13 protein-coding genes are annotated in these 23497 nt (G+C 54.5%); 9 read left to right on the top strand and 4 right to left on the bottom strand.

The annotated features are described in order from the left end of the window. The first annotated feature begins 8 nt into the window (after window positions 1–8). From K227x_RS03595 to K227x_RS03575, 5 genes are all read left to right on the top strand, one after another. Window positions 9–3686, top strand: coding sequence for a CHRD domain-containing protein (locus tag K227x_RS03595; protein WP_145168106.1), 3678 nt, complete (start codon window positions 9–11; stop codon window positions 3684–3686). A gap of 24 nt (window positions 3687–3710) precedes the next feature. Beyond that, window positions 3711–4358, top strand: a complete 648-nt coding sequence (locus K227x_RS03590) for an SCO family protein (RefSeq protein ID WP_145168105.1) — start codon at window positions 3711–3713, stop codon at window positions 4356–4358. A 152-nt stretch (window positions 4359–4510) separates the two neighbouring features. After that, window positions 4511–6160: a c-type cytochrome gene (locus K227x_RS03585; protein ID WP_218933754.1), complete on the top strand. Its 1650-nt coding sequence runs from the start codon at window positions 4511–4513 to the stop codon at window positions 6158–6160. A 91-nt stretch (window positions 6161–6251) separates the two neighbouring features. After that, window positions 6252–8846 carry a M6 family metalloprotease domain-containing protein gene (locus K227x_RS03580; RefSeq protein WP_218933753.1) on the top strand — a complete coding sequence of 865 codons (2595 nt, stop codon included), beginning with the start codon at window positions 6252–6254 and terminating at the stop codon, window positions 8844–8846. Between the two features lie 38 nt (window positions 8847–8884). Then, window positions 8885–10720, top strand: a complete 1836-nt coding sequence (locus K227x_RS03575) for a tyrosinase family protein (protein WP_145168102.1) — start codon at window positions 8885–8887, stop codon at window positions 10718–10720. Between the two features lie 477 nt (window positions 10721–11197). Here K227x_RS03575 and K227x_RS03570 read toward each other — a convergent pair whose 3' ends face one another. From K227x_RS03570 to K227x_RS03560, 3 genes are all read right to left on the bottom strand, one after another. Continuing rightward, window positions 11198–12037, bottom strand: a complete 840-nt coding sequence (locus K227x_RS03570; protein ID WP_145168101.1) for an FkbM family methyltransferase — start codon at window positions 12035–12037, stop codon at window positions 11198–11200. 199 nt (window positions 12038–12236) lie between these two features. Beyond that, window positions 12237–13331 (bottom strand): hypothetical protein, encoded by a 1095-nt coding sequence (locus K227x_RS03565; RefSeq protein WP_145168100.1) that lies wholly within the window; start codon window positions 13329–13331, stop codon window positions 12237–12239. Between the two features lie 97 nt (window positions 13332–13428). After that, a complete protein-coding gene (locus K227x_RS03560) occupies window positions 13429–14553 on the bottom strand; it encodes a hypothetical protein (protein ID WP_145168099.1) in 1125 nt (374 codons plus the stop codon). Window positions 14554–15005: 452 nt separating this feature from the next. Between K227x_RS03560 and K227x_RS03555 the strand changes: the two genes are divergently transcribed. Both K227x_RS03555 and K227x_RS03550 read left to right on the top strand, forming a co-directional pair. Beyond that, a complete protein-coding gene (locus tag K227x_RS03555) occupies window positions 15006–17306 on the top strand; it encodes a leucine-rich repeat domain-containing protein (protein ID WP_145168098.1) in 2301 nt (766 codons plus the stop codon). Window positions 17307–17678: 372 nt separating this feature from the next. Further along, the gene (locus K227x_RS03550) at window positions 17679–18404 is read left to right on the top strand and encodes a hypothetical protein (RefSeq protein WP_145168097.1); all 726 of its coding nucleotides are present in this window, start codon (window positions 17679–17681) and stop codon (window positions 18402–18404) included. Window positions 18405–20051: 1647 nt separating this feature from the next. On the opposite strand, the gene K227x_RS03545 is transcribed toward K227x_RS03550, so the two are convergent. Then, window positions 20052–20600, bottom strand: a complete 549-nt coding sequence (locus K227x_RS03545; RefSeq protein WP_145168096.1) for a pirin-like C-terminal cupin domain-containing protein — start codon at window positions 20598–20600, stop codon at window positions 20052–20054. 360 nt (window positions 20601–20960) lie between these two features. Between K227x_RS03545 and K227x_RS03540 the strand changes: the two genes are divergently transcribed. Together K227x_RS03540 and K227x_RS03535 are read left to right on the top strand one after the other, a co-directional pair. Next, the gene (locus tag K227x_RS03540; RefSeq protein WP_145168095.1) at window positions 20961–21974 is read left to right on the top strand and encodes a DUF1559 domain-containing protein; all 1014 of its coding nucleotides are present in this window, start codon (window positions 20961–20963) and stop codon (window positions 21972–21974) included. 149 nt (window positions 21975–22123) lie between these two features. After that, window positions 22124–22588 (top strand): carboxypeptidase-like regulatory domain-containing protein, encoded by a 465-nt coding sequence (locus tag K227x_RS03535; RefSeq protein WP_145168094.1) that lies wholly within the window; start codon window positions 22124–22126, stop codon window positions 22586–22588. Window positions 22589–23497 lie beyond the last annotated feature (909 nt).

The raw sequence follows: 23497 nt of genomic DNA, 5'->3' as shown, positions 1-23497 counted from the left end.
AGTTAGCGATGACGAACCAAACAAAAACCGGACGGCCCAGCTGTGCTGGGAAAATGATCCTATTGATTGTGGCATCAGGAATTTTGCCGCTGTCATTGGTGACCGCGACCGCCGCGTACTCCGACGATATCTGCTCACTCTCGCCGCCGCAGTTCTTGTTGATCGAAACGCAGCAGGTGGATCGGGCGATCACCCACAAATCATTCGGTTCCTTCGGTTGCAGCTATGACGCGGAAACGAAAAAGCTAATCGTATGCGGAGTGTTCTCGATCGAAGATCGAGAACTGCACAAATTGGGACCAGTGGACGACGAAGGCAACCCTCAAAGTGCGGCGCATATTCACAAGGGGCGCATGGGAACCGATGGGCCACCCGTTCGCAACTTCACGGTCGAAAAGGAAAACGATCGCTACCGGTTTTCGGGCAATTTCGATTTCAGCGGCGACGATACGCTTCATGACTTACTGCTTTCCGAGCAACTGTATGTTTTGATCCATACAACGGACAACAAGACAGGCGAACTGCGCGGACAGATCCTGGCCGAAGCACTTCGCGGCCTCGCGCCTGCCGATGAAAGCGAGCTCGACCAAGCCGCGCAAGATTCTTTGCCCGATGCGCGCGAGGTCAAATCGTTCCCCGCCCCGCTTTTCCAAGCCTATCAGGACGCGAATCAGTACCCCGTTTTACCCGTATCGCCCTCGATCCTCGACGTCTTCGCAGATGATCCCTATCCAATCAACACCGCGGGCTATCAAGACATTCGTGACAACGACCCAATCAAGGACGCTCAGAAGCGGTATCTGCGTCGCTTTCGACCGACCACCCTTGATCAGGACAACTCGGTAATCGCTCATCCGGATCGCAAAAGTTTTGTCGATCATCCCGGCGTCCAACCACGGCCAGCCCGTTCGCTGCACTACCGATTTGGAGTTGATATCGCTACGAATACCGGGAACCCAAGGTCTGCGGTTGGGGAAACGACAAAGGCTGCCATGCCGCGAGCCGCCACGGTTCCTGAAACGCCGCCCCAGAACACGCCGAAGATGATTCGGCAAAAGCACCCTCGCGACTATTACATTCCACCGGACCAAGACAATCCCGCCGATGCCGCAGCCCTTTCCGCAGCCCTTTCCGCAGCCAGAGCAGCGGCATCGCCTACCGCTGAATCGGCGGCAATAGAGTCCCGCGCCAATCGAAAGCGTGATCCAAAATCGTTCGAACCACGCAAGATGTACGAAACGTTGCCGCGACTGGGAACCGGTGGCTGGGGCAAAGCAGCTTTCACCTACATCGATACGCCACGCGGTATCTTTCCCGACGTGGATCCTTTCAAAAATCCGCCCGGCACGAACATGCTGCCCACCGTTCACCAAAACATGCGTGACCGGAGGGGAGTCGAGATGGTCAACACGCTGCCATCGACGCCACGGCATCCTTACCACCTACACGATGGCGAACCACATGTCACACGACTCCCTACGCACTCATCGCCCACCGATGATCTGCGATTCATCCTGGACAGTATTTTCGAAACATTGACCGGGCAATCCGTGCGTAGTTTGTGGCAGGACCTGGACGGGCCTACGATGCAGGACCTGTTCGCGTCGGTCGACAGGGACTCGCACCACGAAACGATTGCCAAACACCGACTAGAACTTTTGCATCGCGCCGAATGGGCAATTGATATTCTGGAGGGCAACGCCGGCGCCGTACGGCACGGAACCGACGACCATAAAAAAATTGACTTGCGTCCATCACGAATCCCCAGCAATCGCGTCTACAAGGGATTTGCGCTGTTGCATCACAGCGGTCATCGGCGATCGTCCCGAGTACTACCCGTTTACGACGAACATGGAAAAATCGTCTCGGGCAACGTCGACGTGCATCAAATCTGGTACGACGGACGCATTGAATCAGACACGATGTTCTACGATTTCGGATGGGACGACATTCCCTTGCGAGTCAAAACGAAACAAGGTGATTCACGAACCGTGGAAGTCCGCTGGTACAGTCCACTGGACCCTCAATTGACTCGTCAACATTGGGACGCCTATCGCGAACAACGCGGCGACAAAAAGGGCACCCGATCGGTGAAAGAATCCTTCGTGGCAGGCTTGACCGAATCGCCGCCACCGATGCCGCGTGACGTTCCCTGGACCGTGACGTTCAAAGTCGACATCCTCAATCGTGGTGAAGACGATTTTTCGCCCACGGCCATCTACTTTGACTATCCGGAACAAGTCACTCAAGTGCGTCCGGCAGTTCCTTATGCCAACTTGAACTACGGCACCAGGCCAGAGGTGGCCTGGGGGAAAATGAACATTGACGGCGAGAATCGCTCGATGCGTTTCGGTCCGCCGCATGTCGCGATGGACAGCACGTTCTTGCCGCTCGCCGAAGGAACAAGGACAGAACTGAAAATCAAGATGGCTCCGACACAGTATCAAAACGTGCATTACACCTGGGGCTGGCGAAAACATGCTCCGCGAGCCCAGGCGGTCGAGAATGTGCATAAACGGGTTCCTCCGCGTAGTGACGAATTCGTTCAGCACTACCAAAACCTGAAGCTAGACAAAAGTTTTGTGGAAGCCCGAAACGATCAGCCACCCAAGATCCCCGCGCCGCCACCAAGGTTCTTTCGACTTCGCATCGATGATCACGAACGCATGGTGTTTGACGGCATCGATCGCGAGTTCAATCCGGCGCATCCCGAACGCCACGTCGACCATTGGGTCGAAAGGTACCTAGACGAAGAGATGCTGAACCAACCGCGCCGCATCTACACGCTGGAAGATGGCCGCCCCCATACCGAAACCCCGCAAGAACATCTGCAACGAGTCCGCACGACACTGCGGATGCAATTCATTCGCCTGTCGCATGCCCCGTTTGCGCATCCACCAAAATCAAGTCTCGATGACGATGACTATGATCCGCACGATGGCCCAATCGTCAAATTGAGTGGTTTTTCTCCCGCGAAACGTATGTGGCGAGCCTTTCATCAAATCGAAGAAGTTCTCAAAAAGAAAAACGCCAAATTCGAGGACTGTTTTTACTCCATTATCGACGCTCGCCACGCGTACTTGGATTGGAAAGATCGCAATCATTTGCCCAGCGGATTGGAAGCCGACACCGAGTCAGACATGACTCTGCTGTACGTCAACAATACGTTGTACGGCGAGCTGAGCGATGGCGGATTGAGGTTCGAAAAGTGGCGTTCACGAGACAAACCGGCCGACGGAGAGAAACCAGCCATCCCCGGAAAGTTCCGAGTGACGGTTTGGAATGGCGATTACTTCATCCACGGGTACGCCAATCCTGATTTCGGCGGCCTGCGCGGATGGGAAAACCAGTTCAAGTCATCAATGGCCGTCGGCGGCCAAGGAAGCTTGTTTACTTTTGGGCGATTCCATTGGCGATTCAACGCGGTTGGCGGCACCATCGGTGTTCCGCCAGCGGTCAAGCAGGAATTCAAAGACGGGGCGCTCGTAGACATCGTGGAAGATGGCAGTAGCGCCACTCAATTGTCCACAACAGGCGAACCGAAGTACGACAGAACACAGCCCGATGCGATTCGGTTGGGCGTTCACAAAGCTTGGTTTCGATTCAACTTCGAACCGTCGACGAGACTGCGGTTCTATCAGTTCGACCCACTGCACCATGACGTCGCGATCTATTCGGTTCACTAACCCCAACCGCTTGGAGGTTCTCGGATGAAACCACTGCCCCTGCAATTGACATGCCTGCTGTTGATGTCTTCACCACCAGCTTGGGCACTACAAGACGCTACCCTACCGAACGAATCGGTATGCCAGGTCACCGGGGAAGCAACCTGTTGCTGCACGACATCCCAGGCCGCGGTCAGTCGCACGACGGCAACCTATTCGCTGCCCAAACTGCGACTGACCGATGCTGATGGAAATTCGATCTCGCTTGCAACAGCACTTTCCAGAGCACACCCCGTCGTCATGCAGTTTGCGTTCACGTCCTGTTCAACCATTTGCCCTGTCGCCAGCGCCACAATGGCCAGCGTACAAAAAAGCCTCGGCGATCAAGCCAAACAGGTTCGGTTCTGCACGATTTCGATTGATCCCGAATACGACACACCGGCGCGCTTGACTGAATTTTCCAAGACGTTGGGAGCCGACGCTGGCTGGTGTTTTTTGACCGGTGATCCGCACGACATTTCGCTGGTCCAAAAAGCTTTCACCGCATATGTCCCCAACAAATCGCGTCACGAACCGCTGACGTTCGTACGCGCAGCCAACAGTGATCAATGGCTTCGCATTACCGGACTGGTCAGCACAAAGGATCTATTGGCCGACGTCCAATCCGTGCTCGCCAGGACGGAGAAACCATGATGTGCGAACGGCGCAATCCCCCTAGCCTTCTATCTCGACCTAGCGTTTGGATTGGCCGTCATGGACGAGTCGACGTGTCCGATGTTTTTCATCGACTCCGCAGAGCTCGTAACCTCGTCCTCTCCCCCCCAAAAAAGATGCTTCCAGAGACGATGCCTTTGACGACGGCGGCGAGCTTGGTCGCCTTCGTTTGTCTGACCAGCGTCAACGCTGCTGCCCAGACGCAACGGGCCAACGTCCACGATGGCAAAATGATCTACCGGACAGGCCAACAGACGGACGGTACAAAAGTCGTTGCTACCGTCATCGATGATTTGCAGATGTCGGGGCAGCTAGTCAGTTGCGCCAAATGTCATCGACGCAGCGGATACGGTGTCGACGAACCAGGCAAACTTTCCCCCGCGATCACTCAACCGGCACTCTTCCAGCCGCGCCAACTGAATCGATCATGGCAATTTCGTGCCCTCTTTCAAGAACCACAGACCGCTGTTGAAAGCGCCGCCCCGCGCAACACCACGTCGCGTCCCGCTTACACAGACGAGACACTCGCACACGCCATTCGTAACGGCATCGACTCATCCGGACGCGTTCTGGACCACTTGATGCCGCGATACGCGTTGAACGATTCTACGATGGCCAACTTGATCGCCTACCTGCGATCGTTGTCACGCCATGACGATCCCGGCATCGACGAAAACACGATTCACTTTGCCGTCGTGACTACTCCCGAAGTCTCCGATCAGAGCAGGCGGGCCATGTGGAGTGTGATGGATGCGTACGTGACAGACCACAATCGCGAAGTCACACGCTACCGAAACCACGTTGGAAATTCACCGAACTACAAAGACGACTTCCTGCATGCTTACCGAACTTGGCAGCTACACGACTGGAGACTAGAAGGGGAGCCGTACAGTTTTTCTGGCCAACTGTCGGCGTACTATCGAACGGCGCCAGTTTTCGCCCTGATCGGTGGTGTTTCAACGCAGCCCTGGAGTCCCATTCAGAGATTTTGCGATCATCGTCAGATTCCCTGTCTGTTCCCCAATACGTCACTCCCCACGATCAACGCAAACGGTGGATCGACCCTGTATTTCAATCGCGGTTTGTACGACGAATCGGACGCGGTGTTGGATGACCTGATAGAGAAAAGAAAACGAGGTGACGAGTCCACCTTGATTCACCAGTTCGCGATCGCCGACACGCCAGGCGAAGTCGCCCTCCGATACACTTCGCAAAAACTAAAAACGCACCACTTCCCAGTCGCCGACCACGTCATCAATCGTCAATCCACCACGAATCGAACGGAGACGATTTCCTGCTCCGAACCATGTCTGCTTTGGCTCAGCGACGCTGACTTCAGGTTTCTGAAATCATCCATTCGAAAGACACACGATGCGGTCTATTTGTCCGGCACGCTGCTGGCCAAATCGAGCGGCGGTGGTCCTAACACGCATTGGCCAAGGAGGATCTTGGTAACACCTTATCGAGATCCATTGATACATCACCCGCGCGCGTTTCGAATCCGATCTTGGATGCGTTCTCGCCGAATCCCGATTACCGACCAAAACTTACAATTTGGAACCTACTTTGCGTTGACAGTCATCGATCACTCGTTGCGCCACATGGTAGACCGCTTCTCTCGCGACTATCTGATCGAACGGGTCGAACATGAAACCGAGAACGCTTTGAACCCCGGCATCTTTCCGCGGCTATCACTGGGCCCAGATCAACGCTACGCGTCCAAGCAAACTCGAATCGAGCTGCCCCAAGAACTCAGTCAATCAACAGCCCGGTCGCAATGAAACGAACGGTCTCGCTCTGCTGCGTGCAAGACGAAACGAACCTATGAATGTTTGCAATCACAAACACCTTGCTTTTTTCAGGGCACACACAATGAACCGTGAAAGTTTTCGACGATGGCCTATTGTCGTATCGTTGTTGGCAAGCATTCCAACCCTTGCAGTTGCCGTACCTCCCGAGCAGCGCGTCGTCCAGCCTGCGGCACCGAACATCGCCGTCGCCGCGGCGACTCCTGCGGGCGCGGTGCCTGGTGACGAGTATGTACCTTCGGCTGGATACCACCGAACGGTGGAGATGTTTCGACTAAGACGTCAAATCGGACTGCCAGGAATGGCGTTTGCGCCTGGCGTGAATCTGCGTCTAGCCGGTACGCGTTCTGTTCCCGTGATCTGCGTGGAGTTCAGGAATCGTCAGCACGATTTTGAAGCGACGGAGTACCAGTCCATGCTATTTGGTCCGAGCGGCACGCTGCCTGACCCGATACGCCCAACCTTCACACAGTACTACCGGGACATTTCCAACGGCCAGTTCATCCCGACTGGGCAGACACTGGGTTGGTACACTCTGCCGGAAGATGACACATTCTACGAGTCTGGCAACAACGGGCTGAATGAACGACTGGCCCAGTTGCTGCGTTTCGCGTTTGAGAATGCTGATGACGACATTGATTTTGGGCAGTTTGACAATGATGGCCCAGACGGACTTCCAAACTCGGGTGATGACGATGGAGTCGTCGACACGATTTTCATCGTGCATAGTGAGACCGGTGGGGAGTGTGGCAATAACAACCTGTGGTCCCATTCATTTAGGTACAGCGATTTTGGCGCGAACACGGGCCCATTTGAAACGGACGACGATCGTTTGAACGATGCGGGCGAGCCCGTCTTGGGCACCAACTCAAAGATTCGCATCGAAGACTATACGGTCCAGCCCGGCTTGAGCTGCGATTCCACGGTATCGAATAAGCGGATCATTCCGATTGGCGTTTTTTGCCACGAGTATGGGCACGCGCTGGGTCTCCCCGACCTCTACGATCGCACGCCGGCTGACGATCGCGGCCCCGACTCGGAAGGTGTGGGGAACTACTGCCTGATGGCCGGCGGTTCTTACGGAGCCAATGGAAGCAATGCAGCGATGCCGGTGCACATGTCAGCATGGTGCAAGGCGCTGCTGGGCTGGGCGACGATTGAGAACGTGGGAAGCAATACGTCGATCGACTTGGAACCCGTGCAAGCGCGCAACTTGATCTACAATGTTGATGTCCCCGGAACGGATGGCAAGGAGTATTTCTTGATTGAGTTCCGTGACAGTCAATGGGAGGATCAATTTGATGAACGGATCAACTGGGATCAAGAATTCTCCCCTGGCGGGATCGCAGTATGGCATGTGGATGAATCAGTGGGACAGTCAAGTGCCAATTGGCCTTTTAGTGAACACGACGAAGGTCAAAACGATTCGCCGTCATTACCCGATTCAGCTGGAAATGCTTTTAGAGCAAAGCACTCGCTAGTTTCCCTGATCCAACGCGACGGCAAACTGCACCTGGAACGAAAACAGAATCGTTTTGATGCGGCTGATCTGTTCATCAACAACATCGACTTCAAGGATGACCCCGAGTTCAAAGCAGGATCACGATCCTTCAAAGATGGAAATCCGACGGGGATATCAGTCACCCAAATCGATCTGGCCACCAAGACAGCGATCATCAAGATGGATGATTTCCCGCCCGGGTTTCAGCCTCCTGCACGATCACCAATGCCGGTCGCGATCGCAGCAGCTCCTCCGCTTTCAGACGTGACATCTCCCACTGCCATGATGCCGCCAAGTGTTCAAGTCTATTCTCGGGACATTACAGGACGAACATCTTCAGAGTTCCCCTCCGCACAACAGCAGACGATGAGCCGACTGAAGACAAAGGCGATCCAAGACCCAGCCAGGAAGACATTTTCGAGACGCGAGTTACAAGAGCTGCATTCGCTGGAAACATCGCAAATCAAGCATCAACTCGCCCCCCAGGTTGCGCAACAGGTGCTGACCCAGACCGCCAAAGAGCGAACCAGGACAGTCTCGAAGCAGGAGAACTACAGCTCCAAAATCGACCAAGCGATCGCAAATGTGCTTCAGTTGAGCGAAGCCGACCAGAGTCGCGTGCGTTTTGATACCGCGGGGCAGCATGTCCAACGCATTGCCGACGTTGAGTTGCCGGTGCGAGGTTCGACGATCAAGGAGGATTCGGTAAAGCGGGTCCAAGAACTCTTACCGCTGTTCGCCAACAAGTCCGTTCAGCTGGATTTTGAATCCGCAACGAAGAAAGACGGCGAGTTCCACTTTGCCCAGGTGATCGATGTGGAAGGCAAGGCAATCCCGCTGCATTGCAATGGCGTGACACTTTACTACGTCAACGACAAGTTTGTGGGTGCCGATTCCAACCTGATTGATCCTGAGAAAATCAAGGTAACCGGAAAACAAACAGAGTTAACCAACGGACAACTAGCCGAGATGTTGGCGACCCAGCTGCGTGTAGCGCCACAGCGCATCGCGATTCAGGGTCAGTGCATTCACATGATTCAGGGGGATCCGGAGAACGCACGAATCGTCTCCCGCGTGAATGTTGATGTAGGCGAAAATCGTGCGCCCCTTGAAGTCCTCGTCGACGGAGAAACGTCGCAGCTGATTGAAGTCGAGTAAATATTTCCACCACCAAATCCGGCAAACGGGGCGAATCCATGAATTTTCTTATTCCGACCACTGCAGCTTTGACTCTCGCATTCGTTGCTTCAAGTGCGAACGCACAAAGTCGGCAAGTTGTTCCAAAGATTGCTCACCTGTGTGTCCACACCGTCGCGACTCAACCGCCAGCGGTCATCGTCACGGCGTCGGGCGAGTTGCCAAGTGGCGGCTTCACTGACGTTCAATTGGAGCGAGTGATGTTCGTGACTCCGCCACAGGACGGCTATCAGATTTACCAACTGACGTCGGTGCCTCCCGCCGGCCCCGCTACGACACAAATCACAACCGTCACTGCTACCGACTCGTGGATCAACTTCGAAAAGGAAGCACCGTGGCTGCGTGGTGTCCGGGTTTTGGGTGTTGGCGACGGTGTCAAAGAAGCCAGGGTCGAGCGACGCGTACGACGTAACATTCGCAGTTTGGACGAGGCGGAAATCGAGACACTTCGGCGTGGAATCGATGCAATGAAGTCGCGCCCGGCGAGTGATCCAACGAGCTGGGCTTTCCAAGCGAACATTCATGGGACGTTTACAGGAAGCAACCCGCTATTCAACCAATGCCAACACGGAACTGACCATTTCTTCTCCTGGCACCGGCTATACCTGTTTCACTTTGAACAAATATTGGCGGAAGCATCGGGCGACCCGAACCTCACGTTGCCCTACTGGGACTGGACCGAAGACCGAGCGCTGCCGATCGCGTTTCGCCAGCCGGCCGACGCGACGAATCCGCTGTTCGATGACTCGAGATTCATCAACCAAGGTGCATTGTTGCCGCTGTCCATTGTCCGGGACGATTTGAACGATGCGACGGCCCAGACAAGCTTTCTAGGCAGGTTTGGCTTTAGTTCGCAGCTAGAAGGATCTCCACACGGTGCGATTCATGTTCAAATTGGTGGAAACATGGGGTCCGTTCCGACCGCCGCCAATGATCCGATTTTCTGGTTACACCACTGCAACATTGACCGTCTGTGGGACCATTGGCTTAACCTTGGTGGTGGACGCAGCAACCCCACCAGTCTCGGATTTTTGGATCAGCAATTTCCGTTCGCGGCGGCTGACGGAACAACTGTTAGCGAACGAGTTGGAGAAAACCTGTACAGCAGACAGCTTGGCTATTCCTATGACACGACTCCCGCTCCGGCGATGCCAGCAACAGCGGAATCGCCAATGATGGTCGCGGCGGTCCATCCAGCGATGACACACGGTCACACGCCTGACGCGAATACAGACGCGGGTGACGCCGATTCGACTTTGCCCCAAGGTTACCAATCGATCGCTTCCACCAAGCAGCCACCTGGAATCAACGCAAACGCTGCTGCGGGCAGCAATCTTTCAGCACCGTTGACTCTGAAACCACACCGCGTTGAGGTTCCGATGACGGAGCGAGCGCGCTTGCCTTTCAATACGGTCGCGCCGGCGGCAGCCGAGAAAGAGCAACTGCTGATTCAAGTTGTCGGGATTGAGTTCGATCATTCGCCCGCATTCACGTATGCGGTCTATCTCAATTTGCCAAGTGACGTCAATGACGTGGATCGGCAATCGCTATACCGGCTTGGGACGCTTGATTTGTTCGGCGTTCCGAAAAAGGTTCCCGAAGGCGCGACTGGTACCGCACACACGCATCCGTTGACACGTACCTTTGACGCAACCGCAACGATTTCGCGATTGAAGAACCTCGGCCTTTGGGAGGACGGCAAGGTCGAAGTCGTTTTGCTGCCCGTCGTATCAGCACCACCCCCGGAAAAAGCAGACGAGTACCAACAGAGCCTGGAAGCATCCGCCAAGAAATCGCAGGTGCGCTATCGTGAAATCCGGATTCTCGCCAGATGAATTCGGTTCGCAGTAACGCACGCGAGATTTCTGTATGGCTGGGTGCTTTGACTCAGCACATGGAGGGCATGTAGACTCGCGAGACGTCTACTTCAGGCCGCATATCCCCGACGTAAGTGTGGCGTCCGGATACAAACTCGGGCCGCAACCGTTCACGTGGGTGGAGTTCCGACCGCAGCCTGGACCGCGACATGTGGACTTGAGCAATCGAAGGGGCGCCAAGCCACCGTTCACGGCCCCAGCAGAGCTGAAAAAGAGTCCTGGCACCTTTTCTGGCACGCTGGCCGTGAGGCAACTGGCAACGAAAAATGCCCGGCCGCTCACGCGATCACGGCTCACTCGATCGACAAACCGTCGAGATTTTCGTCCTAGGATGTAGGATTACCGAACGACCCCTGGCTACCCGCAGGCGGTACCGCCTTGCGGTCTTGCTTGTGTGAACGCCGATGGTGCCAAGATCCGATGGGAATCGCCCGATCAAACGCTGCCTGCCGATTGCTGAAAAATGATGCCGTCGTCGCTTTTGCCTTGCCGGTAAAGCTGTCCCAGCACCTTCGCAAAGTCCGCTTTCCCCACCGTCTTCCCCAAGGTGGGAATGGTCAGTGTGTCGTATGCTGTCAGCGTATCGAGAAACTCTTCCACCGTCACACCGCTGACGTTCCTCAGGTGATGGGGCACGAACTCAACCACCAGCGTTGACGCTCGACTGAGAATCTGTTGCATTCCTCGCAGCGCAAAATATTCGGAACCTTCGATGTCCATGACGATCAAATCGAATTCCTGTTCGGCGAACTTTTCGTCCAGAGGAATCCCTTCGACTGAAATCTCCTGAGGCTTGTCGTAGTAGTACATGAAATCCTTGTTCTTCGGGACGATCTTGCTGCCACCCGAATTACTGCGATTGACAAGAAATTTCAAGGGTTGGTTGGAATCGCTGGCTGCAATGTTGTGGACAAACAGGTTTTGGACCTGATTGATGGCGACATTGGCTTGCAGCAACTTGAAGGTCACCGGGTTTGCTTCGATAGCGTCGACGCTTTTGCAGATCGCGGATAGCGGAATCGCTAGAGTCCCTACGTGCGTTCCGACAACCAACACGCGAGAGTTTTCGCTGACCAATGGCCGCAGTCGTTCAAGTTCGTCCAAACCATAGTGACCGTGCTTACGCAATTGATGTCCGACGCCGTAATCTTCCGGGTCGATCAAGAAGCGGTAGTCACCTGCCTGAACAACCAACGCCTTCACATGGGGCCCGAGAATCCGACGAGTCAGAAAGCTCATTCGGCCTTTTGCCCACAGCTTGATCTTTTGCAGCATCAAACGCCTTCCAGTACACAGGATCAAATTCGAATAACACTCGCGCGGCCTGACGCGCACGCTGTGAAACGAGTTGTACCGGATTCTTCTTTGCAGGGGGTGCAGGTTGGCTTTCGTTTTGCCGCGTGGGCACCGCTCCCCATGCCTGTTCGCGGATCGATTCCCCCCCTGATCACCGGCCAATCATGGCGAGCACAGCTCACTCGGCTGCTGGCTCGCCCTCGACTTCGGAAACGGTCAAAAACGCCTGCATTTTCTCGATGTCGTTCAGCAATTCAACGCCATCGATCGTTTCCGTCGGCCGCTGGTTCACATGCTTCCACGTGAAGCTGACATCGTAGTATTCCGTCGCCAACTCGCCAGTGGATCGATCGATCGCGCTACGCTTTTGACCTTTGATGGATTTTGGCAAAACAACTCCGTTCGTCTCCATCCACTCGATCACCTCTACACGATCGGGCTTCAGGTTCAAGGCATCGCGACGTCCTGTAAAATGTCGTATTCGAAGGGGAACGAGTTGTTCGCGATCGAATAGGTACTCTCGCCTGACTTGCGAAGACTCCCCCACCAGAAACGTCTGGATCACATTCGCTTTGCCATCGCCCGTCTCTTGAATGACAAGATCGGATCCTTGATGGAACTCGCGACGAAAATGCTCGCTAAAACTAACGTCGGCAAAGTATTGGGACGGATATAGCCGTGAACCGATCAGCCGGACATCCGGACACGCTGTACGCGCGAGAGCTGTGCGCATCGCCATTGGCTGGTCGAGCCCCTTCACATGTTGGATCACCTCGTGAAGACCAGGCGATCGAGTCCATCCCATTCCGGTACTTGAGTCGAGGACGAAACCCGCGATGACTCGACCGACCCATGGGTCGCTTTTATCAGGCGATGTTATTTCTTTGCCGCCAGAGCCCACCAACAGATACTGACTTTCTTCCAGATCACCGACCAGATGATAACGGCTGGTCGACACCATCGACTTCCCACCGGGCTCGAGCGAAAAGCTCTCTTCCGTTGCGATTACATCGTAATACTGCAGCCCTGCCCAATTGGCCTCCAATGCTTGAAACAACGACACGGCTTCGGCTCGTTGCTGATCCGTCGCCAGTGAGTCTTCGGCATGGCCAGAACGAGCCATACCGCCGGCAAATAAAACGGCCGCGAAAGCCAGACGAATCGCGAAATCCAGACGAATGATGCACCGCCAATCCTTGTCGGAGGCAATCGAGCCAATCATCACCAACGGAGCGCAGGCTTTTCCAAATCGTTTCACAGGAGTCCAAAACATTGATATTGTCCGTCGGTGTGGCATGGTGGTCAAACTTTGGTAACTGCGTCACACAGGATGCAGAGCGAGCATTAGTGGATGAATCCTTCGTTGCATTTCAGAGCTCCGAAACGGCCGACCTTGAAACAGCGAAGAACGATTGAACGAGCACTTTTTCATCCCCCGCAATGACGTTCCACTGAATCTGGCGAAGCTCGTTTTCGTCTGCCGCCCTTTCCAATGCATCCGAGGTCGTTTGCACTTGGATCCTGTATATCTTGTCGGATACTCGCGTTGTTGAAACCGAAAGTTCCTGGCCGTCGACGAAGGCTTCGCAAAACAAGCTCGACACGGGATCTCGATCACCGCCTGGATTGCTCTGATCGTCGTCCGATACGATTTGCAAGATGGCAACGGCCGAGAGTCCGGATTCCGATTGACGGAAGTGCAAGGTGCGTGGACTGATCCGTACCGGTTGTTGTCGATAGATCACCAGTTCCACCGAATCAGACAATCCCGACGTTGGATCGGCAAGCGTGATCGTTGCGTGACCTCCCCGGAATTTAGCAGCGCCGGCGTCGATGACGACCTGGACAGAACTGGCGCCGTCGCTGGCAACGATCTTCCCTTCGATGCCTTCAGCGACTCCGCTTGTCTTCACTTGCAATTGACTCAGCGGACGGTCCAGGGTTGAAATGAACGGGATCGCAAGCGGCATGGATTCCCCGTCCGGAACATCCACCGAGATGAGCCTGTCGGGGAAGCAAAGCATGCCCTTGATCCGGTACGTGAGTGCCACACGAACGGTTGTGATCGAGGGGACGCCGGTCTTCGTCCGGTCGACCGCCAGGCGAAGGGTAGCACGGAATACGCTGTCACGATTCCTGGTTGGCGGCGAGACTTGGAATTGGAGCACGGCAACGCCAAGAGCGGGAATTTCGTTTGACCGCAAACTTGGATTCTTGCATCCGACACCTCCGGTGATCGACGAAATAGGAATATCGAAATCAAAAGGATTCGTCAGTCGTACGACAGCCAGTCCATGCTGACCGGCCGGCAACTCGCCTAGATCGGCAACCGCCGTCTTCATCATCGACGAACCAGACGTGATGACGGACACCGCTTCACACCGAAAATCATCATGCGATACGGTGCCCTGATCGTCGCCGATCGCGAAATCGACTTCCCCCAAACACATCATCGCAATCAGAAGAATCCCGCAGGTGGAAAGATGAGACGTCATGTGCTTGGTCCAACATCTCATTTTCCAGCGCCTTTACCAGAGTTCGATTCTGAACGGCATCATCACCTTGTTGCAAAACGATTCTCAAAATCAACAGCAAACATTCGATCAGACGCAGGATCACGATTCCTGCAGTCCGCCCAACTTCGCCAGGGGTGATTCGTTCGACATAATCCTACACGAAACCGAACCTCCCAACGCATCAAACATTCAATTCGCATCCCTGGGCGGATTCTGCTGTGGTACTCCGTTCGTAGTACCGGCTTCAGCCGGCGTTTCTCTGATCTCTTAGGTCCGTCTCCGGCGGACACCGTTCCTACCAACGACACTTCTGAATCTTCTCTTTCACGCGGGCCCTTGGGGGATGCGGTATATTGGGCCGCGGCGATCGGCGGTGATTGGCCCGCCCACATGCAAATTGAAATCCACGCGGACTGAGATTGGTGACCGACATGAGCAATCGATTCAGGAATTCTGTTCTGACTTCTGTCGCCGCGGTGGCGTTTTGCATGGGCTGGATCGATGACAGATCGACGATTGGCGCCGAGGCCCAAGTGCCGGCAGACTCCGATTCGGATCAAGCCGCACCGCTTGACGCCGAAGCGATCCAGGCTGCTGTGGACAAGCTGACGAGCCGCCAGTTTCTGACGCGGCAAACTGCATTTGAGAAATTGATTTCCAGCGGTGACGCAGCGATTGACGCACTTCAGCACGCTGCGTTGGTGGAGGATCTAGAAACGAGTGCTCGCTGCATCGACGCTTTGATTCAGATCGCCAAGAACGAGGACTCGAAGGCAGCTGTCTTGGCGGCGATGAAGAAAATCGCTGATCAAGCGGAATCGGACATGTCTTCTGTAGCAGCCAAGCAGGTTGAACTGCTTAGCATGACGAACGAAGAACTGGCAATCAGAAAACTGGAGTCGTATGGCGAGCGAATCGTCCGGCGTGCTGACACTCCCATGCTGTCACTGACGATTACGAAGGAGAAGTCGATTCAACAACTGCGACATTTCCCGAATCTGCGAATGGTCAGCTTGTCTGGGCCTATGATCACCGACAATGCTTTGTTGCAACTGACCGATCTGCCATCGCTGAACACTCTGTCGATCCGAAACACGTCGATCACCAGCGATGCGTTTGCTCACCTAGAAAAATCCCGGTCGCTACGCGGCCTGATGCTCGATGATCGCGTGATCGACGAATCTCTGGTGGCGTCCATCGGCAAAATCCCGGCTCTTCAAACATTGACCCTGCAAACTCGAATCGGTGAAATTGAGCTTGGATACCTCGAGAAACTACCGAAACTGACGACCCTTTCGTTGTCGGAAGTCATTCTCAGTCAGCCCGGTGTCGACTCACTGAATCGATTACGCCAAATTGGGTCAATCTCGATTTCGATCAGCGACGCCAATGATGAAGAGTGCGCTCACATCGCGAAACTCGAGTTGCCGGTTTCGCTTTCACTCAAGCATTCACTCGCGATCTCCGTCAAAGGCTGGGATTCGATCGGAAAATCAAGTGCCCAAAAGCTTAGCGTCTATCGCTGCGGCTTCGACGACGACAGCTTGCAGGCGTTGAGCGCCAATGCGTCGATGGAATCGATCTCGATTTCAAAGTCTGCCATCACCGACGAAGGGCTGAAACACCTACACGGCAACCAGTCGTTGAAATCGCTTTTCCTCCGCGAAACCAGCGTGACGCGGGACGGAGCCGACCAACTACTCACCGCACTGCCGAATGTTCGATACATCCATTTCAACGGCACCAGCATGGTGGGTGGTCGAGGGACTGCTCCTGCGTTTGCCCGACCAAAATCACGCAATGTGAGTTTCACAAACATTCCTCCTCAAACACACAAATCGGCGCACCTTCGCAACAAAATCGACGATAGCACGATCAATACACTCAAAGCCGAACCAAGACTCGGAACCGTATTTGCCGTCTACGATGAGCCTACGGATCAGGAATTGGCGAAGCTGAAAGACCTGTCGATGACAGGCCTGGTGATCAAGTCCGAATCCATCTCTTCACAAGTCCTGGGTGCATTCAACAACCATCCGTCGATCGCCGAAGTCACGCTAAGGTCTTCCAAAATCACTGATCAAGCCATCGACGACCTGCTGTTGCTTCCCGCACTGACCAGGGTATCGCTTCACGACTCGCAGATTACCGATGTAGGGATACAGCGTTTGATCGATGGCCTCGCACAGAAAAGTCAAATCAGATGGCTGGAACTCAGCGGGTGCGAGCAACTGACTAACGATGCGTTCGCCGATCTCGCTCGCCTGAACGGATTGCAGCAGATATTCCTGAACGACAATCCCGGACTCACCAGTCAGGTCTTTGGCGAAGTCGGGAAGGTCGACTCGATTAGCGAAATCCGCTTTGGCGGTGCGAGCGTTGATCCGGCGGACATCGATTCGATTTCAGACTTGGCTCTCGATCGAATTCATTTTGCAAACAGCAAGCTGACCGATGATGTGCTTCGAAAGGTCGCGGAAGCCTTTCCGGATCTGACACAAATCGGACTTAGTGAATCCGACGTCAGTGACGATGCGATGAAATCGTTGGCAAAACTAGCCAAGCTGGAGTGGATTTTTATGCATGGCACTCCGGTGACCGAAGTCGGACTGCAACACCTCAGCCCACTTCAGCATCTCAAATACGTTTATGCCAGCCGCAGTCAGATCGGCCCCGAGGCAGTCAAACAGTTCCACCAACAACATCCTGGAACCAACCTGCAACTGCACTGACCGGAAACAAACACAGCGCCCCCAACAGCCCCGTGGTTCCGCGCCGTGCTACTTCTCACTTCAGCATCGCTGTCGACCTCGCCTGCCATCCCGCCCCCGTCCCGCCGTCCCGCCGTACCCCCGTGCGGCCGCCACAGTACTCCGGCCGATGGAACGGTGCACCTTGGAAGCACAACCAATTTCCGAACCCCATCATCTTCTAACCACAATCACGAATGAGCCCTCTGAGTTCTGGAACATTTCCTTGCCCCGGACAGACCGGAGTAGCGTTCAGTCAATCGACTCAAGCCCGCGACAAATCGCGCTAGCTAGTCCATGCGCGTCCTTACTACGATGTGTGAGTTCGTGTTTGATCGAGAACAGGAGACTGAGATGCTTTCTGATGCTGGTGGAAAACGGCACTTTTTTCTAGTCCTGGCGATCTTGCCGGGAATACTCTTGGCGGTGCAGAGCGGGATTGATTGCAAAGCGCAACCGCCTGGAATCCTTGGAACGGCCGCTGCTGCGAAGGACCAGAGGTTGCGTCCGAAGCGGCTGTATTTGCTGCAACTCATGATGGCTCCCAAGATTCAGCAAGAAATCACATTGGAAAAAGATCAGGAAGCGGCATTCGAGAAGATGCGTGCTCAGCTTGGCGAACGGATCAAGAAGCACCAGCAGTCAGCCTATGAGAGCAACCGCGAGAAAGATCCAAAGAAGCGAGAGGCGTTGAGAAGCAAGAGTGCGGAACAGTTTCAGGCTGTTTTCGAAGAAGGCGATGAGAAACTCGAGGAAATATTGTTTCCAAGTCAGATGGATCGCCTCAAGGGAATTTTTCTTCAGCAACTGGGGGCTCGCGCACTATTCCAGGACTGGGTTGTTGACGAACTTGAGATTAGCGATTCACAGAGCGACAAACTGCAGAAGGTGCTGGACGAGTCCTCGCAAAGCATCAAGGACGAAGTCTCCAAGCTTGCAGAACAAAACGAGCACGGCAGAATTCGCGAGGTGATTGTGAAACGAAATGAAGAGATGGGCAAAGATCTATTGGCCATCTTGACGAAGACGCAGCAGAACTCGCTTGAGCGACTCAAAGGAGAAGCGTTTGAGCTGCGTTAGAGATCGAGCTGTCGAAGACACCTCTTTCAAGCGAGCGTTTTCGCTGCGCACGCAGTTTTGGAAAAGACAAAGGTTCCAGGACTGGACCTAGCAATCGCGTCTGATTCGCCTACAGCCCCGTTCGCACCGGTGGCCGACGCCGGATTTTGGAAGCCGAACACCAACTGCTTCAATTTCGATCTGCAAACCGTTCTCGCGCAAATCCAATTCAATCACGTTCTTATTCGTGTCACTCGTGTGATTCGTGGTTAAAAATCATGCCCACCATCCACCGACACGCAAACCTGGGCGGGTTAACCGAACTCGCCAAAGATGGAATCGCCACTGCAGGTCCAGAGTCTCGCGACTCCGACTCAAATCCATGCAGAGGCGGGCAATAGGTCGACCACGAATCACACAAATGACACGAATAGCCAACCATCGAAAAAGGGTTCTGTAGTTCGAGAAGCAACCAGCTGACCGTTACCCGCAAACCGGGTAGCCGGCAACGTGTTCACCCTCGTCCCGTTCGTAGTACCGGCTTCAGCCGGCCTTTCTAGCTCGGTGCGATCCGAGACACACGCCAGATCCCGCGCCGCTCCAGTTCCCTCGATCGGAGCAGAATCCGAAGTAGGCCACCGGAATTTAGAATGCGAACTGCAACTGTTTGAATATTGATCTGCGCAACTTTTTCTCGGCAGGCCAGACGATCGCCCCTGAATTTGAGTCCTGGAACCTTTGTCTTTTTCCGTTTCTTATTCGTGTCATTCGTGTGATTCGTGGTTAGAAATCATGTCCATCATCCACCGACACGCAAACCTGGGCGGGTTAACCGAACTCGCCAAAGATGGAATCGGTACTGCGGGTCAAGAGTCTCGCGGCTTCGACTCAAATCCGTGAAAAGGCGAGCAAGAGGTCGACCACGAATCACACAAATGACACGAATCGCTAACGACCGGAAAAAGGTTTCTGTAGTTCAGGAAGCAACGAACTGACCGTTACCCGCAAACCGGGTCGCCGGTAACGTGTTCACCCTCGTCCCGTTCGTAGTACCGGCTTCAGCCGGCCTTTCTAGCTCGGTGCGATCCGAGACACACGCCAGATCCCGCGCCGCTCCGCTTCCCTCGATCGGAGCAGAATCCGAAGTAGGCCACCGGAATTGGAAGCCGAACTGCAACTCCTTCAAAATCGATCTGCAAACCGTTCTCGCGCAAATACAATTCAATCACGTTTCTTATTCGTGTCATTCGCGTGATTCGTGGTTAGAAATCAGGTCCATCATCCACCTACACGCAAACCTGGGCGGGTTAACCGAACTCGCCAAAGATGGAATCGGCACTGTGGGTCCAGAGTCTCGCGGCTTCGACTCAAATCCATGAAAAGGCGAGCAGGAGGCAAACCACGAATCACACAAATGACACGAATCGCTAACGACCGGAAAAGGTTTCTGTAGTTCAAACAGAACGGATTCGTCCTCACGCTGCTGTAGTCCTGGAACGAAGCACGGTCGAGGCGATTAGCGATCGAGTAAATGATCAAGGTGGCGCAGACCAAGACGAATTCGACACGCTGTTCAGTGCCCCGGTGGCCGACACCGGAGCAGATACTGACGATGGTCGGCTCTTCGCTGATGCCATGCGCTGAGTGATCGAGCGAACCTGGAGGAGCTCAGCTTTTCTTTAGCTTGACGTTCTTGATGGGACCAGCGCGTCTGGCGCTTTCGCCGAATGTGGAGGCCCGCACGAGTTGGCATTCTGAAGTGGTATCAGCGACAGCGGCCTGCGATGGAGCCATTCTTCGACTGATGCAAATGAATTGGCCGAGGCGGCTGACCCGGCGAATGGAGATGGCCGATTTTCCCAGCTTTGCAGTCCTGGATCGCGTCCTGGATTTCTTCGCGATAGCCATCACGAATGGGCCTTGGCCGACGACGGGTTCGCCGAGCGTCTGGCCGGTTAAGACCAGCACTTGCGACTCCGTTTCGCAGTCGATCGTGATCATGTCGCCATCGCGATCCAACAGGGCAAGCTCGACTGCTTTCATCGGCGACCCGTTGACCGAAACGCGCCCCGATTGAGCGACCACGACCGACGTGCGTCCCACAGGGACTTGCATTGCGGCACGCTTGCCAGCTTTCAGATACAGGTCCCAAACATCCATTGGCGAGAACGTGCTGATGTCGGGCAGGTCGCCCGAACCTGCGGCAAGTGGTTGCACGCTTCGGCGAAAGGTGCCAATAAATTCCGCAACTCGCGTCCCGGACCTCTTCAATTTTCTAGTCCACAAAACGGGGTCGCAAAATGGCGGAACTATTTAGCCAGGCCCTGCGGACACACCACATGAGGGGCCGCGAGAAGCGCGAAGGGGCATCGTGGAGACGTTAGTTCGCCGCTGTGCATCGCCACTTCCCCTTGCGAATCTCCTGGTTTACAGCTCGGAACGGTTGCTGGGCCCGTCATCGACACGGGTTGATTGCTTTGGCGCGGGGTTTGCGAACCCGACGTTCTTAGGCGGAATTTGTATTAGCCGAATGTTCCATTCGGCTTGAGTCCATCTACTTTTTGAAGAGCCTTTGCTATGCAATTTCAGCAACGTCGCCAAGCTTTTACACTCGTTGAACTTTTGGTTGTTATCGCCATCATTGGTGTTTTGGTCGGATTGCTGTTGCCTGCGGTTCAAGCAGCACGCGAAGCGGCTCGCCGAATGTCATGTTCAAACAACATGAAGCAAATCGGGCTTGGATTACACAACTACCACAGTGCGTTCAACAAGTTCCCTTATTCAGCGGGTAAAGCGGGATCCATCACTTCGGGAACCGCGATCCCGGGTCTACAAAATGTCCGCAATCACCGTGGATGGATGGGAGTACTGCCTTACATCGAGCAGCAAAGCCTTTACGAAAGTATTGACGCCTCGTTGTCGACGGGGTCCTACGTTCGGGATTCAGGACAAAGCACGCTTCCGGGCCCCAAGCCTGGCGAACTGGGTAACACCAACGACGTAGCCGTCAGCACCGCCGTCGAGTCGTTCTTGTGTCCTTCCGATCCAAATCCAACTCATTACGCGACCACTTCAAGCAACAGCTATTCGATCTCGCCCGGCACAACCACGCTCGAAGGAGCCTTCACGAATTACGAGTTCAGCATTCGCCGAACTTCATCCTGGGCGCCGAAGTGGAGCCAAGAGGATCTGTATACGCGTCGCATGTTTGGCATGGACGATTCGTCTCGCATGCGAGATTTGGTCGATGGTTCCAGCAACACCGTCGCTGTTTGCGAAACGCTGCGCGGAGTGCATGACGGTGTGCCGCAGACATGGGGATACACCAAGTGGGTCGGTAACGGCGTAGATTTGGCCTACAGTCTTGGGATCAATAACTTGCTGTGCTGTGCCTGGGATGCCAACCCCTTCCAGCGAACCCGTCAAGCAAGTCGTCTCAGCGCCTGGTCCACCGCAGGCAGCGTGCATCCCGGCGGTGCTCAGTTCACGATGGCAGACGGTTCGGTTCGGTTCATCAGCGAATCGACGGAAATCACTATCCTGCAACACCTGGCATATGTCGGAGACGGGGAAGTCATCGAAGATTTCTAGATCCGTTATTCACTGTGGCGGGACGGCTCGTGTCGCGAGCACTCAATCACGACATATGAACATTGACAACATGGATCGCACCGGAGCCATGCTGTCCCTCGAAGCGATTTTCCGATCAACACTTTCTAAAGTCCTTAGGACACTCGAACATGCAGAAAATAAATCCTCTCCTATGCACTGCGTTAATCTTGGCGCTGGCCAGCATCGGTTGCGACGGCGGTACGACGTATGAAGTCGTTGCGGCAACAGGAATCGTGCTGCTAGACAACAAACCCATCGAGGGTGTCTCGGTGACGCTTGTTCCTCAACGTGGCATCAAGGGACGCGGCGGCTATGCAACCAGCGCCTCTGACGGCACGTTCACGCTGCAATCGGAACCCGAAGTCGAGGGAGTCGTTCCCGGCAACTACATGGTGCTGTTCCGCAAGTATGCGATGCCGGACGGTTCTTCCGTTCCACCAGGCACATCCGCAGCTGACGCGAATCTGATCAACCAATTGCCTGAAATTTATAGCCACCCCGAGAAATCGCCAATTTATGCAACGATCCCGCCGACGGAACCGGGTGGGCTATCGTTTGAACTTAGCTCACGTCCAAAGCCAGGAAGGCGATAGCGAAGCTTGACGTTGGGCGAGCTTCAATCAGGGGAGAAGATGTACGCGGAATCTACGATGCATCTGAAATGGAGTTTGCAGACGTGGATCACTGGCCCGACGCTCCGGTTTCATCGATCGGAGCAGACCCCGAAGTCAGTCACCGGAATTTAGAAAGCGAACTGCAACTCCTTCAAAATCGACCTGCAAACCGTTCTCCCGCAAAGACAATTCAATCACGTTTCTTATTCGTGTCATTCGTGTGATTCGTGGTTAGAAATCATGCCCACCATCCACCTACACGCAAACCTTGGCGGGTTAACCGAACTCGCCAAAGATGGAATCGGCACTGCGGGTCCAGAGTCTCGCGGCTTCGACTCAAATCCATGCAGAGGCGGGCAATAGGTCAACCACGAATCACACAAATGACACGAATAGCCAACCATCGAAAAAGGTTTCTGTAGTTCAGGAAGCAACAAACTGACCGTTACCCGCAAACCGGGTAGCCGGAAAAGTGTTCATTCCATTCCGTTCCGTTCGTAGTACCGGCTTCAGCCGGCCTTTCTAGCTCGGTGCGATCCCAGACACACGCCAAATTCCGCGCCGCTCCGGTTTCATCGATCGGAGCAGACCCCGAAGTCAGTCACCGGAATTTAGAAAGCGAACTGCAACTCCTTCAAAATCGACCTGCAAACCGTTCTCCCGCAAAGACAATTCAATCACGTTTCTTATTCGTGTCATTCGTGTGATTCGTGGTTAGAAATCATGCCCACCATCCACCTACACGCAAACCTTGGCGGGTTAACCGAACTCGCCAAAGATGGAATCGCCACTGCGGGTCCAGAGTCTCGCGGCTTCGAACCAAATCCGTGAAAAGGCGAGCAAGAGGTCGACCACGAATCACACAAATGACACGAATAGCCAACGGAA

Origin of the sequence: Rubripirellula lacrimiformis, from assembly GCF_007741535.1 — a bacterium.
In the GTDB taxonomy this organism is placed as follows: domain Bacteria; phylum Planctomycetota; class Planctomycetia; order Pirellulales; family Pirellulaceae; genus Rubripirellula; species Rubripirellula lacrimiformis.
The sequence above is the reverse complement of the archived record's forward strand: the minus strand, read 5'-3'. Positions and strand labels throughout refer to the sequence as shown.